Here is a 14,631-nt window from a genome sequence, read left to right on the forward strand (position 1 = left end):
ACCATGGATTTCGCACTCAATGACGAGCAGCAGATGCTGCTGGAATCGGCGCAGCGCTTCTTCGCCGACAACCACCCGCTGGCGCGTGCGCGCAAGGCGCTGCCGTTTTCGGACGCCGCGCAGCAGAAGCTCTGGGCCGACATGGCGGACATGGGCTGGATGTCCCTGCTCGCGCCCGAAGCGATGGACGGACTGGGGCTGGGCCTCACCGACGCCTACCTCGTGGCGGAGTCCGCAGGCGGCCAGTTGCTGAATGCGCCCTGGGCGAGCAGCGCGGTGCTGCTGCCCCTCCTGCTCAAGGCCGACGAAAAAAACGCGCCAGAGGTCCTCAAATCGCTTCTGAGCGGCATTCTTGCCGGTGAGCGAGCGGCACACTGTGTGGACGCGGCCGACCGGATCTGGGATTTCTCATCGCAATGCACCGACGTCGTGGTGATCGACGGATTGAATTTCCCGTCGCAGCCGCTGCGCATCGCCATCCGCCCCGCCGTGGCCGATGCGCAATCCGCGACCGGACTGGACCCCACCGTGCGCCAATGCCCAGGCCTTGCGCAGGGTGCCTCGTTGGACTGGCTGAACATGGACCACATCGGGGTCGACCAGCGCGCCCACGCCCGCAGCGCATGGCGGCTCATGCAGTGCGCCGAGCTCATCGGCGTCGCGCAGGCCGCATTGAAGCTCGGTGCCGCCTACGCGGCCGAGCGCGTGCAGTTCGGCAAACCCATCGGCAGCTACCAGGCCATCAAACACCAGCTCGCCAACGCATGGATGGCGGTGGACAACGCGCGCCTCGCGGCGCTCTACGCCAGCGCCGCGCTCGACGGTCAGTTGCCCGACGCGCCTTTCGCCTGCGCAGCCGCCGAATGGACGGCCATCGACGGCGCGCTGAACACCACGCGCACGGTGATTCAGGTCCACGGCGGAATGGGCTTCACGTGGGAGCACGACGCGCATCTGTACCTCAAGCGCGCGCAGCGACTGGCGGCGCGGCTCGGCGGGGCGTCCAAGGCGCTGACGGCCGTGGAGGAGCTGGCGCTCGCGTGATGTCGGGGAGGGGCACGGGCGCGTCGTACACTGCCGCTTCAATGAGCTCCGCTGTCGTACCCCCCTCCTCGTCGCCGTCTACGTCTCCGTCCTCGCTGTCCTTCCTCGGGCAGATCCGGCAGTTGATGGAAACCTTGCCTCCGTCCGAGCGGCGTCTGGGCGAGTTCATTCTGGATTTTCCGGGCGACATGGCGAGCTACAACGCCTCGGAACTGGCGGAGCTGGTCGGCGTGTCCAACGCCACGGTCACGCGCTTCACGCGGCGGCTCGGTTATGCAAGTTACGAGGAGGCGCGCCGCCATGCGCGCGAGGAGCGCTCGCGCGGATCGCCGCTGTTCGTGGCGCGGCCGGAAGCGGGCGGTGACGCCGGTGCCGGAGGTTTCGTCGCCGAGCACATCCAGCAGGCCTGCGAGAACATGGCCGCCACGTTCGCGCAGATCGACGAAGCCATGATCGACGATATCGCGAGTGCCATCTGCGGCGCGCGCAGCGTGATGTTTCTTGGCTACCGCAACAACCGGAACTTCGCGGCGTATCTGCGCTGGCAGCTGGCGCAGTTGCTGCCGGGAACGCAGGTGATACCGGGCGCGGGCGAAACACTGGCGGAGTACGCGGTGGACATGGGCGAGAAGACCGTGCTGGTCGTGTTCGCACTGCGCCGCAGCCTGCCGATCACCGCACGGTTCGCCGCCAGCGCCGCGCGGGCGGGTGCTCAGGTGGTCTATGTGACCGACCAGCTCTCCGGCACGGCCAATGTGCCCGCGCGCTGGGTGCTGCGCTGTCACAGCGCGGCGCCGGGGCCGCTGGACAACCACGTGGCGGTGATCATGCTCTGCGATCTGATCGCCACGCGGGTCATGCGGCGCGCAGGCGCAGCCGGGCGACGCAGACTCACCACCGTCGAAGCCGAACACGACGTTCTTTCCGAACTGAAGCGTTAGAGCGTATTGACGATCTCCACACGGTCTTGGCTCTTTTGGGGCTTGAATCGTGGGTCGTTCTGGGACGGCTATACAGCCCCTCATGCTGCGTTGTCCAAGCCTTGCCATACCGAAGTGATATCTCCGGCCTCACGCGTTGCCCGAGCGGCTGCCTTGCCGTTGGAGTGGTGGATTCGGGCGCCCGCTTTGCTTCGCGGGTTCGCTGTTTGAAGTTTGGAAACGGTATCTGGGGAAATCCCTGTCGACGGTTGTTCGCGGGTGAAGGAAAATTGATTTTCAGATATCGAATGGCATGAAAACTGCTTTTCCTGAACTGGGGCGTATTCCACGCCCCAAGTCAGGGCAGATCATCGTCAGAGCGTTCGCCCTCTTTCACAACTTCCACAATCCATTTGCAGGGAGCAAGAGCATGGCTGAAGGACCCACGGTTTCGTCATCCGCACCAAGAAACGCGCAGATGCGCCAATTGGAGGCGGCGCTGGATGGAATTGGTGCGACGCGTTCGCACAAGACCATCATCTTTCTGGTGGTGTGCGGCGTTCTGTTCGATGTATTCGAGCAGAACGCCGTCGGCCTCGTCGGGCCGCTGCTGCGCGAGCAGTGGGGCCTGAGCGGGGCGGACATCGGATTTCTCAACACCATCACGTTCATCGCGGCGGCCATCGGGCGGCTGGGGTCGGGGTATTGCGCGGACCGGTTTGGCCGGCGCTTCATGCTCAACGTGAATCTGGGCCTGTTCACTCTCGGTGCGATTGCATGTGCGCTGGCGCCGAACTACGCGTTTCTGGCGGTGGCGCGCTTCGTCGTGGGGCTGGGGCTCGGCGGTGAGATCACTACGGCGGTGACCATGCTGGCCGAGTTCTGCTCGGCACGCTTTCGCGGCACGGCGGTGGGGCTGATCAATGTGGGCGGCGGCGGTCTGGGCAACATGCTCGCGCCCGCATTCGCGCTCGGCGTGTTTGCGATCTTCCCGGGCGAGAACGCGTGGCGCTGGCTGTTTGGCTGTCTGGTGCTGCCAGCGGTGTTCATCGTTTTCTATCGCCGCTTCGTGCCCGAGACGCCGCGCTTTCTGCTTTCGCAGGGCCGGGTGAAGGAGGCCAACCAGGTGCTGTCGATGCTGGCCGCAGGCAAGCTCGCCAATGGTCAATATGAGTATCGCGAATTCATCACGGAAGCATCGCATGCCGACGCGCAGAACGCTCCGAACGAGCAGCGCGTGCGCCTGGCCGACATCTTCAGCAACGGCTATCTGCGCCGCACGGTGGCGGTGGGCACCGCGTCGTGGATGACCTTCGGCGCGCAGCTCTCGGTACTCACGCTGATGCCGACGATTCTGGTTTCTCAGGGCTACTCCATCACCAGGAGCTTCGCATTCACCATCGTGATGCAGAGCGGCAGCCTGCTGGGTGCGATCACCGCATCGCTGCTCGGCTACAAGTTCCCGCGCAAACGCGTGCTCACCATCGGCGCCATCGCGGCCTGTCTTGCGGGGCTGGCGTTCGGCAACTTCACGAGCAGCGTCGCCATGGTGCTGGTCTTTGGCGCGCTCTTCCAGTTCTGCGTGCTCACGCTCAACACGTCGATCTGGATCTTTGCGCCCGAGCTGTATCCCACGCGCATGCGCGGTCTGGGCACCTCGTTCCTGCTCGCGCTGGGAACGGTGGGCGGTGCGCTGTCGCAAATGCTCGCGGGCAAGATCTTCGACCTGCATGGCGTGGCCGGCATGTTCACGATGATCGCCGTGATGTACGCGATCTTTGCGGTGGCCGTGCAGTTCGCGCCGGAGACCTTCGGCAAGTCCATCGAGCAGGATGGCGACGCGCCGGACTCCCGATTCCAGGCCACGCGCACGGCGGCTTCCGCGCATTGAGCGGGGACGTCCCTTCACCGCATTGACGACACCCTTTTGAACGAACAGCGATTTCCCGACATGACACAGCGGACCGTGCTCCTGATCAACCCCAACACCTCGCAGGCGACGACTGCGGCGATGCACCGTCTCGCTCGCGCGTCGCTGTCGCAAGGGCTGGCGCTCAGGAGCACGACCGCCGAGCGCGGCGCGAGCATGATCACCAACGATGCCGAACTGGCCACATCGGTGGAGCAGGTGCTCGAACTCGGCCGGCGACTCGCGGGCGAGGTCGATGCCGTCGTCATCGGAGCGTTCGGCAATCCGGGACTGGCGGCACTGCGCGACGCGCTGTCGATCCCGGTCATCGGCATCGGGGAAGCGTCGATGCGCGAGGCGGCATTGGGCGGCAGGCGCTTCGGCGTCGCGACCACCACGCCGGGGCTCGAGGCATCGATCGCCGCTTCTGCACAGACATTGGGATTGAGCGCACTGTTTTGCGGCAGCCGCATCCCGGCGTCCGATCCACTGGCGCTTGCGCGCGATCCGCAACTGCAGGATGAGGCGCTTGCGCAGGCCATTGCGGACTGCATCGCGCTGGATGGCGCGCAGGCTGTGATCGTTGGCGGCGGCCCATTGTCGGAGAGCGCCGAGCGCATCGCTCCGCGCTTTCAGGTGCCGGTCATCTCCCCGGTCGCGGCCGCCATGCGCGACATCGCTTCACTTCTGAGGTTCGAGCGACAGCGCCACTAGCGCACGCACCCACAACAACCACCAGCTCGAACGCTGTCGTCGTGCCGCTTTGCAGGTGCGCGGGGCGCAGCCGTGCCCAAAGCGTTCACACGATTCACTTCCTTTTTCGGATTCATCATCATGAAGACCACATCGATTCAATCCGCCGTCGCGTTGACCCTGCTTTGCATTGGCGCCAGCGCATCCGCACAATCGTCGCGCGGCCTGCCTGCGGGCTCGGGATCGTCGCTCAGCATCTACGGCATCGCCGCCACGGAGCTGGTGAACGTTTCCAATTTCAATGACGGCAGCCGCATCGGCCGCTCGACACGGATCGAGAACAGCAAGGTCACCGCGTCACGCCTGGGCTTCATCGGCTCGGAAGATCTGGGCGGCGGGCTCTCCAGCGTGTTCAATCTGGAGATGGGCTATGCGCTCGATACCGGCACGCAATCCAATGCCAGCTACTTCTTCAATCGCGGCAGCTTCGTGGGCCTGCGCGGCGGTTTCGGCACGCTGACGGTGGGCCGCCAGTGGGATGTGGAGGACGACGTGATGAGCCGCTATTTCATCTTCGGCGGTTACGGCGTCTTCCAGTTCAGCGAGTTCGCAGCGATCAGCGATACGGTGGCGAATTCCGTGAAGTACATCGCGCCCTCCATGGCCGGCGTGACGGCGCGCGCGCTCTATGGTTTCGGAGAAGGATCGGCCAACGGCCACACCACCGAATTCGCGCTCAACTACGCGGCCGGAGGGCCCTTCGAAGCCGGCGCGACCTGGCGCACCCAGAAGGCCGCGACGGGCTACAGCACCCAGCTCGCCACGCTGGGCGCAAGCTACATGCTGCCCGCCACGTCGGCAGGCAAGTTCCGTCTGCACGGCGGCTACGCCTACAGCAAGCCCGAGGACCCGGCGGCGCGCAGGACATCGGCCTATGACGTCGGCGTGGTCTGGGGGCTGCCGTCCGCCAACGCCAACATCACGCTCGACTACGTCGCCCGCGATCAGCGCGGCACCGGTGACGACAGCCGCTTCGTGCGGCTTGGCGGGGAATATTTCCTGTCCAAGCGCACCTCGTTCATCGCCAACGTCGTGTCGCTCACCAACAAGGGCAACGCCAGCCAGAAGTTCTTCGGACAGGGAGCCCAAGGCAAGGACCAGCGCGTGCTCAGCGTGGGGCTGAGGCACGCGTTCTGAGTGCGTGTTGACGATCTCGGAACGCCCCCTCGAGGCGCTCCGCGCAAGGGACAACGGCAGCGGATCGACGTGCTGATCAGCCCGCGGCGTGCTTGGCGCGGCGCGCGCGCACGGCTGCGGCGAGCTGCTCGAGCACCGGCACGGTCTGCTCGAAGCTGATGCAGGCGTCGGTGACCGACACGCCGTGCTTCAGCTCCTGGCCTTCGACGATGTCCTGACGGCCTTCTTCGAGGTGGCTCTCGATCATCACGCCCATGATGCGCGCGTCGCCCGCTGACACCTGCGTTGCGACGTCCTCGGCCACGGTGATCTGGCGGGCGTGCTGCTTGCTGCTGTTGGCGTGCGAGAGGTCGATCATCACCTGTTCGCGCAGGCCCGATTTCTGCAGCAGCGCGCAGGCCGCGTTCACGTCGTCCGCGCTGTAGTTGGGCTGCTTGCCGCCGCGCAGGATGACGTGGCAGTCCTTGTTGCCGCGCGTCTCGAAGATGGCGCTCTGGCCCATCTTGGTCATGCCCATGAAGGCGTGCGCCGACTCGGCCGCCTGGATGGCGTCGGTGGCCACTTTCACGCCGCCGTCGGTGCCGTTCTTGAAGCCGACCGGGCAGGAGAGTCCGCTTGCGAGCTGTCGATGGCTTTGGCTCTCGGTCGTGCGTGCGCCGATGGCACCCCAGCTGACCAGATCGCTGATGAACTGCGGCGAGAGCAGGTCGAGGAATTCGGTCGCCACGGGCAGGCCGAGCTCGAGGATGTCGAGCAGCAGCGCGCGCGCCATCTGCACGCCGTCGTTGATGGCGAAACTGCCGTCCATGCGCGGATCGTTGATGTAGCCCTTCCAGCCCACCGTGGTGCGCGGCTTCTCGAAGTACACGCGCATCACCACCAGCAGGTCGGCGGAAAGCGCCTCGGCCTGCTTCTTGAGCTTGCAGGCGTACTCGATGGCCTGGTCGTGATCGTGGATCGAGCACGGGCCGACCACCACCACCAGCCGGTCGTCCTGACCATGGAGCACGCGCGAGATGGCGGCGCGGCTGCCTTCGACCACCTCGAGCGCGGCGGGCGGCGTGGGCAGCCATTCCTGCAGCAGCGCGGGGGTGACCAGAGGGCGGACTTCCTTGATGCGCACGTCGTCGATGCGCGTGGTGTCCAGCGTGGAAATCTTGGGCTTGTGCGAAGCCGGGGCCGACGTGGGGGGAGTTGTCTGAGTCATGGTGGCTCCATTGTCCCGCATGCGCCGCATTCACTCCGTTTCAGGGATTTACGCGCTGGTTTCCAAAACACCAGAACGGATACCAAACGACTCCGCTTGTTTCCCGGACCGGTTGAGCCATTCCAGATGCCACGCGCATGGGCGGTGAAAGCATGAACTTCTCACGGCCCGCCCGCGCGAAGGCGCTGTCCGCCTTTCTCATCCGCGCGCTCGGGCTCCACCACGCAAGAACAGCCATGCACGTCACATGCCTGTGAAGGGAGGGAATCGCACATGACCAGAAATCCGCAAGCGCACATCGATGCCGCCATCGCGAAAGGCGGCAACACAAAAGAGACCAGGGCAGGCGCCACAGCCGCTGATCGACATTCGCCCTTTCAGGCCTGCTCGCCGCGCGCCGTCGTGCCAGAGAGCGGCTTCGGCGTGTTCGAGGCGACCGGCGCACTGGTGCTCGGCGGCGCCACGCAGACGGATTTTTCGCTGCCGGGCGCCCTGCCCCTGATCTGGGAGCGGCGTTACAGCAGTCATGCCGATGCGGCCCAAGGCGGCGTCTGCGGCGTGCTGGGCCACGGCTGGCGCACGCCGCTGGAGCTGCGCCTTGAAGTGAAGGCGCAGGCCTGCGTGCTGCACGACGTCGATGGCCGACGCCTTCATTTCGATGCGCTCGCGGCAGGCGCGTGCCACTACGGCGCCAGCGAAGACCTGTGGCTGCTGCGCTCGAGCGGCAACGCGGCGCGGCCTCCCGCGTGGTACACGTCGAGCGAGCAGCGCCGCTTCGCCCATCTGCCCAGAGAGATGGTGTGCAGGCCGCATGTGGTCTTTGCGGGGCGCGGCAAGGGCGACGTGGTCTGGGCCTTCGCGCCCGTCAACCGCAAGGCGCTGGAGAGCGGTGACGATGCGGTGCCTGTGGATGAATGGCAACTGCTCGGGTGCCTCGACAGACTTGGCCGCGTGCAGCGCTATCGCTACGGCTGGGTGGCCGGTGGCATGCGCCTCGTGGCCGTGCAGGATGGGGTGGGGCGCTGCTATCGCCTGCACTATGGGCGGGTGCGCGCGCCGCGCTCCGAGCAACGCTGTCCCACCGGCCACTTCTGGCAGGCGGACAGCGGCGTGCGGCTCATCAGGGTGGAGTTGCTGGCAGTGCCCGAGTCACGTATTGAGCCTGAGCCGGAACCGCTGGTGCGCTATGTCTACGATGCGGAAGGAGACCTCGTCGAAGTGCGCAATGCGCATGAGGAAAGCGTGCATCGCTATGCCTGGCGCAACCATCTGCTCACCCTGCACCAGGAGCGTGGCGGCCCCGAGCACCGTTACCGCTACGAGCGCAACGAGCCGGGCGCGCGCGTCATCGAGCAGCACAGCCAGCAGGGGCTCATCCGCCACTTCAGCTACCAGACACTGGCCGCGCACGAGGACTGGCAACCACGCGCCAAGACGCAGGTGACCGACAGCCTGCAGCGCACCAGCATCCATCTCTTCAAGGGCACGGGAGGATTGAGGCGGCTTGCGGAACTCAAGCGCGCGGATGGCAGCACGCTGCGGTGGGCGCATGACGCGCATGGCCGGCTGATCTCCTCCACCGATGCGCAGGGCCGCACCACGCATCTGTGGCCGAACGCGACGGGGCTCATCACCTGCGTGCAGCACCCCGACGGCCGCGAAACCCGCAACGAATGGGATGCAGCGACGGGACTGCTGCAAAGCGCCGCCGATGCGGAAGGCCGCTGCACCCGATACCACTACGACGCATGGCATCGGCTGGAGCGCACCGCGCGCGCGGATGGCAGCGTGGAGCGGCGCTGCTATCCCGAACGGCCCGCCGACAGAATGATCGCGCACCTGCCATCGCAGATCACCGATGGCGCGTGTGGCACGACGCGCTTCGTGCATTCGCGCGAAGGACTGCTGATGGAGCACTGCGACCCCATGGGAGCCACCACGCGATTCGAGCGTGACGCCAAGGGGTGGTTGACCGCGAAGATCAACCCGCTTGGTGAAGCCGAGCGTTATGAATACGACCCACGAGGTCTGCTGGTTGCGGTGCATCTGGCCAGCGGCGTGAGCCACCATGGCACGCGCGATGTCTGCGGGCGGGTGGTGGGAGAAAGCGTGTCGGGCAACGCCACGTCGGAAGCGGCCCTGCGCAGCGCCGGCAGCGTGCAGATCGCGTACGACCTGTGGGGCCGCGTCATGAGGCGCGAACACGCGGGTACCTCCATGCAATGGAGCTACGACGAGGCGGGGCGACTGACCACATGCACCAATGAAAACGGCGACACGCTGCGTTTGCAGTGGGATGCGATGGATCGACTGGTGCGCGAGATCGGATTTGACCGGCGCACGATGGAGTACCGCTACGACGCCGTCGGGCGCTTGCTTGAATGCATCGACGGCAGCGTGAAGGATCAGGACCAAGACCGTGAGGCGCACGCCGTTCGCCATGAATGGAATGCGGCGGGCCGTGTGCTCGCCATCCACCATCGCGCGAATGCCGAGGGCGCGGCGTTCACCACGCGGTTTGAATGGAACCGCGCGGGCGAGATGCTCGCGGCCAGCAGCTGGCTCGCAAGCACGGCCAATTCAGGCGGAAAGAGCGCAGAAACGCTCGCTCACCGCATCGAATGGCGTCGCGACCCGATGGGGCGAGTGCTGGAAGAAACGCAGCGGCTCTTCGACGTGGACACCGGCAAGCCGGAATTCGAACACCGCGTGTCGCACGTGCTGGATGGCGAGGGGCGGCGCATCACCAGTGATTTGGGCGAACTCGGCGTTGTGGGCTACGGATGGAATGCGGCGGGTGCGCTGCAGAGCCTTGCGTGGAACGGCAAACCGCAGGTTGAATTTGAGCGTGATCGGCTGCAGCGCGAGACAGCGCGGCATCTGGCGACGGCAGGCATCCATGGACGCATCGACTGGAACGCTGCGGGCTTGTGGCAGCACATGGAATGGACGGGGGAGGCGCTCTCGCTCTTCACCGCCGACGTCACGGCCTCCGCAACGCGTGCGCGACAGTATCTCTATGACCACGCCGGCCGCGTGCTCGCCATCCACGGTGATGCGGGCACGAGCCGCTTCGCCTACGACGCGCATGGCCGCTTCATCGCGTCGCATACGCCGCAGGCGGGCGCGCAGCGCTGGTCGTTCGACCCCGCCGGACATCGCCTGCCGCAGCCCTCGGATGCGATGACCGCGACGCACGCGGATGATCGGGAGGCCGAATCCGCCTGCGCGGATGTTGGCGTCGCCATGCGGGACGTGGTGCGCCGTCCGGAATCCGAGCTCGCGCACACCACGCGTTGGGCCGGTGGCCGCGTCGACTACTACACCAACGCCCACGACCGGTGCAGCGATGAAGCGCGACTGTGCTTTTGCTACGACAGCCGCGGCAACCGCACCCACGTGCTCGATCTGCACAACGGACATGCGGTGCGTCTGCACTATGACGCGGCCAACCGTCTGGTTGCGGCAAAGGGCGTGGACGCGCAGGGCCGGCCGTTCGATCAGCAGTACCGCCACGATGCGCTGGGCCGATGCGTGGCGATTCTGCGGCGCGACGTTGATGGCAAGGTCATCGGGGCTGAATACCTTGGCTGGGACGAGACGCGTCTGGTGCGCTTCGAGCGCCATGCGGAGCGCGGGGGCGAGAAGAGTGCCACGCTGGACGCCGTGCACACCGTTTATGCGCCCGGCACGTTCGCGCCGCTGGTGCAACCGGCGCGGGTGGCGGGCGATTCGGCCGACGTGCAGATCAGGCACGTGCTGAACGACCACGCCGCAAGTCCCGTGGCGCTGGTCGATGCCAATGGTGTCGTTCTCTGGGCGCTGCAGCAGGACCTGTGGGGCAATGATTGCGCGCAGCACAATCCGCTGCAGCTGTGGCAGCCCTTGCGTGCGATGGGGCGCTATCGGGATGAGGCCACGGGACTGCAGATCGATGGCGCTGGGCGTGCCTACGATGCCCGCTTGGGCGCGCTGATCAACACGGGGCCGCACCGTGGGACAGCCCGAGTGGTGGATGCGTACTTTCAAGCCAGCAACGCGTTGGATGGCCAGGCCAGTGACCCATGGCGTTTCGTTCCATCGGCTGCGCGCGCAACGCGCTGCAGGAGCGCGGACTGGCTCGCGGCTCTAGAACCGCCGATAGGCCGTGGGTTGCTTGGACCAGTAGGTTGAGCCCAGCGAATCCAGCCGCACCGTTCCGCCTGTGGACGGTGCATGCACGAAGCGCCCTTCTCCCACGTAGATGCCTGCGTGCGTGGGCGTGCCGCGTCCGAACACCACGAGGTCGCCGACGCGCAGATCGCTTTTTGAGATCGCCTTGCCGAACCCGTCGAGCTGTGCCACGGTGCGCGGCGGGGAGACGCCTGCGCGGCTGCGGTAGACATAGCCGATGAGGCCGCTGCAGTCAAAGCCGCTGTCGGGGGTGTTGCCGCCGTAGCGGTAGGGGGTTCCGACCAGACCCATGGCGTGGATGGCGATGTCGTCGGCCTGCTCGTTGGAGAGGCGGGGGATGCCCTGGCCCGGGGTGCGGGTGGTGTGTTTGGTGCTGGGGGTGGAGCCGCATGCGGCCAGCAGGAGGGCTGTTGCTACGGCTAGGCTGAGGCTGTGGAGGGCTCGCATGGGGGCTTAGGGTAGCAGTTGTGGGGGAAATTCCCAAGTGGCTTTCTTCTTATGGTGCTTTGGCGAGCGGGTGTGGGGTGTTTGTTTTCCGGGGCAGGGAGTTCCGCCCGGCGGCGGAGTCACTTTTTGCTTGCGCGCAAAAAGTAACCCAAAACGCGCTTTGAATACCCGCGGCAGAACTCACTTCGCTCCTGCGTCGCTCCGTTCGGACAACCGCCGCGAGCTAGATTTGAAGAGGCGTGCTCGGCACTTCGCTTCGCTCGTGCGGTGCTTTGTGGGCGCCGCTCTCTGCGGAATGCTTGTGGCGTTCCTTTGGGTTGGTCTTGTGGACGGCGCCGGGCACAGAGTGGGTGATGCGCTGGTCAGCGGGGTGTTGCTGATCGCGCATCTTTTTCACGTTGGGTTGATCAGGCCGATTCCGATTCGGCTTCCGTCTGGCGTGCATGCTCCGCGCTGCCGCGCGCGTTCAAGCGGTTGGCTACGCTGACGACGGCCTGCACGGAGGCGGTCATGATGTTGTGGCTGATGCCTGCGCCGAAGGTGGAGCCGGGGACGCCTTCCATTGCCGCTTCGATGATCGCGAGGGCCTTGGCGTTGGCGCCGCTGCCGGTGGCGCGCTCTTCGTAGTGGTCCACGCGAAGCGGCAGGCCGAGGGCGTCCACCGTGGCGGCGATGGGGCCGTTGCCTTCACCTTGCAGGGTCTGACGCACGCCGTTGATCGTCACGTCGAGTTCGATGCTGTGGCCGTCGTTGGTCACGCGGTGGGCGTGGCACGTGATGGCCATGGGGCTGGCGGGCGTGGCGAGGTAGGTGGCGTCGAACAGGGTCCAGAGCGCTCCGCCGGTCATCTCGGTTTCATTGCTGTCGGTCTGGCGCTGGACCACGGCGCTGAATTCGACCTGCATGCGGCGCGGCATGACCACGCCATGTTCGCGTTCCATGAGGAAGGAGATGCCGCCCTTGCCCGATTGGCTGTTCACGCGGATCACGCTGTCGTAGGTGCGGCCGAGGTCGGCGGGGTCGATGGGGAGGTAGGGCACTTCCCAGATGCCGTTTGGATCCTGCGCGGCGAAGCCTTTCTTGATCGCGTCCTGATGCGAGCCCGAGAACGCGGTGAAAACGAGGTCGCCCGCATAGGGGTGGCGCGGATGCACGGGCAGCGAGGTGCACTCCTCGGCGATGCGCGCGACGCCGGTGATGTCGGAGAAGTCGAGCTGCGGGTGCACGCCCTGCGTGTACATGTTGAGCGCGAGCGTGACGATGTCCACGTTGCCGCAGCGCTCGCCGTTGCCGAAGAGGCAGCCTTCCACGCGGTCGGCACCGGCCATCATCGCGAATTCAGCGGCGGCCACGCCGGTGCCGCGGTCGTTGTGCGGATGCACGGAGAGCACGACGTGTTCACGAGGAACGAGGTGGCGGTGCATCCATTCGATCTGGTCGGCGAACACGTTGGCGGTGGCGTTCTCCACCGTCGTGGGCAGGTTGATGATGATCTTGCGCTGGGCGCTCACGCCCCAGGCTTCGATGGCCGTCTGGCAGGCCTGCAAGGACACCTCGAGCTCGGCGCTGCTGAAGGTTTCGGGCGAATACTGAAGAATCCACTCGGTCTCCGGATGCTTGTCGGACTGCTTCTTGAAATGCGAGACGTGGTGCTTCACGAGCTCCATCACCTGCGGCACTTCCATGTTGAAGACGATCTTGCGCCATGCGGGCGCGACCGCGTTGTAGATGTGCACGATGGCGCGCTTGGCGCCCTGCACGGCTTCCACCGTGCGGTCGATGAGGTCCTCGCGCGACTGCGTCATCACCATGATGGTCACGTCGTCGGGGATGAGGTTTTCGTCGATGAGGCGGCGCACGAAGTCGAAATCGGTCTGCGACGCGGCGGGAAAGCCCACCTCGATCTGCTTGAAGCCGATGCGCACGAGCTCCTTGTAGAGCGCCATCTTGCGCTCGCCGTTCATCGGCTCGAAGAGTGCCTGGTTGCCGTCGCGCAAGTCGGTGGAAAGCCAGATCGGCGCCTGCGTGATGGTCTTGCCGGGCCAGGTGCGGTCGGCCAAGGCGATGGGGGCAAACGGCTGGTACTTGCTGGAAGGGTTGGAAATCATGTTCGGCTCCACATTGGGTGGTGTGTGCCGCGCCTCATGTTCCTTGTGAGAAGGCGCGAAATGCACAACGGGTCAATCGAAAGTTCTTTGCATCAACGAAACAAAGACACGGAAATCGAATGACGTCCCCTGCCGCCCTGCAACGCTCGATCAAACGAAGCTGCAGGCGGGTGTGTGGGCCGGGGTCAGGGGGAAGTCGGTGTTGCGCTGGGAGGAACCGAAGGTGCTATCTGTTCTTCGGTCTTCAGGCAACGGAGCGCATGCACGCAAGCAGACCCCGGCCAAGCACTAGGCTTAGACTCAGAGTGTTTAGTAGCTGCTGGTTGCGTTGCATATGCGGAAAATAGTAGCACGGATTTTTCCAATCACGCAAATCAAATGACCTGCGTCACGTGCCGGGTTTTCAGCCGCGCGGCGCGAGCATCGCCATCGTGAGGCGGGAGACGCAGGTCAGCTCGCCGTCCTCGTTCACCATCTCGATCGCCCAGACCTGGGTGCTTTTGCCGATGTGCACCGGCCTTGCCGTGCCGGTCACCCAGCCGCTGCGGGCGGACTTGAGGTGGTTGGCGTTGATGTCGAGGCCCACCGCACCCCAGCCTTCGGGGGCGGCGTAGAAGGCGCCGAGCGAGCCCAGCGACTCGGCGAGCACCACGCTGACGCCGCCGTGCAGCAGGCCGAACGGCTGCTTGGTGCGCTCATCGACTGGCACTCGCCCACGAATGTAGTCATCGCCCACTTCCACGATTTCGATGCCAAGGTGGCTCGTTGCCGTGCCTTCGCCGGTGCGGTTGGCGATCTCGAGGGTGAGGGGTTTTTTCCAAATTTTTGCCATGGCGACAATTGGAGGGCTGCGGAAAGTCGTTCGGTTGCCAATTGCCGAACGAACGTGCGGGTTTGGCTCAAAACGTGAATCTTTTGGCGTATCTGGCAACC

At 65.6% G+C, this 14,631-nt stretch carries 10 protein-coding genes; 6 read left to right on the forward strand and 4 right to left on the reverse strand.

What is annotated here, in order from left to right; translation table 11 throughout:
* Positions 1 to 3: 3 nt before the first annotated feature.
* The 5 genes from ISG32_RS13130 to ISG32_RS13150 all read left to right on the forward strand — a co-directional run bounded on the left by ISG32_RS13130 (position 4) and on the right by ISG32_RS13150 (position 5,763).
* Positions 4 to 1,044, forward strand: coding sequence for an acyl-CoA dehydrogenase family protein (locus ISG32_RS13130; protein WP_194771441.1), 1,041 nt, complete (start codon positions 4 to 6; stop codon positions 1,042 to 1,044).
* A gap of 41 nt (positions 1,045 to 1,085) precedes the next feature.
* Entirely contained in the window at positions 1,086 to 1,985 is a 900-nt protein-coding gene (locus tag ISG32_RS13135; protein WP_194771442.1) for a MurR/RpiR family transcriptional regulator, read from the forward strand.
* A 457-nt stretch (positions 1,986 to 2,442) separates the two neighbouring features.
* On the forward strand, positions 2,443 to 3,855 hold the full coding sequence (locus ISG32_RS13140) for an MFS transporter (protein WP_407645053.1): 1,413 nt from the start codon (positions 2,443 to 2,445) through the stop codon (positions 3,853 to 3,855).
* A gap of 60 nt (positions 3,856 to 3,915) precedes the next feature.
* Positions 3,916 to 4,587 carry an aspartate/glutamate racemase family protein gene (locus ISG32_RS13145; protein ID WP_194771444.1) on the forward strand — a complete coding sequence of 224 codons (672 nt, stop codon included), beginning with the start codon at positions 3,916 to 3,918 and terminating at the stop codon, positions 4,585 to 4,587.
* A 120-nt stretch (positions 4,588 to 4,707) separates the two neighbouring features.
* Entirely contained in the window at positions 4,708 to 5,763 is a 1,056-nt protein-coding gene (locus ISG32_RS13150) for a porin (RefSeq protein ID WP_194771445.1), read from the forward strand.
* A 76-nt stretch (positions 5,764 to 5,839) separates the two neighbouring features.
* On the opposite strand, the gene ISG32_RS13155 is transcribed toward ISG32_RS13150, so the two are convergent.
* On the reverse strand, positions 5,840 to 6,970 hold the full coding sequence (locus ISG32_RS13155; RefSeq protein WP_194771446.1) for a 3-deoxy-7-phosphoheptulonate synthase: 1,131 nt from the start codon (positions 6,968 to 6,970) through the stop codon (positions 5,840 to 5,842).
* A 273-nt stretch (positions 6,971 to 7,243) separates the two neighbouring features.
* Here ISG32_RS13155 and ISG32_RS13160 point away from each other — a divergent pair, with 273 nt between their 5' ends.
* Entirely contained in the window at positions 7,244 to 11,143 is a 3,900-nt protein-coding gene (locus ISG32_RS13160) for a DUF6531 domain-containing protein (protein ID WP_194771447.1), read from the forward strand.
* On the opposite strand, the gene ISG32_RS13165 is transcribed toward ISG32_RS13160, so the two are convergent.
* From ISG32_RS13165 to ISG32_RS13175, 3 genes are all read right to left on the reverse strand, one after another.
* Entirely contained in the window at positions 11,099 to 11,590 is a 492-nt protein-coding gene (locus tag ISG32_RS13165) for a C40 family peptidase (RefSeq protein WP_194771448.1), read from the reverse strand. The two genes, ISG32_RS13160 and ISG32_RS13165, sit on opposite strands and share 45 nt — an antisense overlap.
* A 407-nt stretch (positions 11,591 to 11,997) precedes the next feature.
* Positions 11,998 to 13,698: a 2-isopropylmalate synthase gene (gene leuA / locus ISG32_RS13170; RefSeq protein ID WP_194771449.1), complete on the reverse strand. Its 1,701-nt coding sequence runs from the start codon at positions 13,696 to 13,698 to the stop codon at positions 11,998 to 12,000.
* Between the two features lie 403 nt (positions 13,699 to 14,101).
* On the reverse strand, positions 14,102 to 14,530 hold the full coding sequence (locus ISG32_RS13175; RefSeq protein ID WP_194771450.1) for a hotdog fold thioesterase: 429 nt from the start codon (positions 14,528 to 14,530) through the stop codon (positions 14,102 to 14,104).
* Between the last annotated feature and the right edge of the window lie 101 nt (positions 14,531 to 14,631).

The organism is Diaphorobacter caeni (assembly GCF_015354245.1).
Lineage (GTDB): Bacteria > Pseudomonadota > Gammaproteobacteria > Burkholderiales > Burkholderiaceae_C > Diaphorobacter_A > Diaphorobacter_A caeni.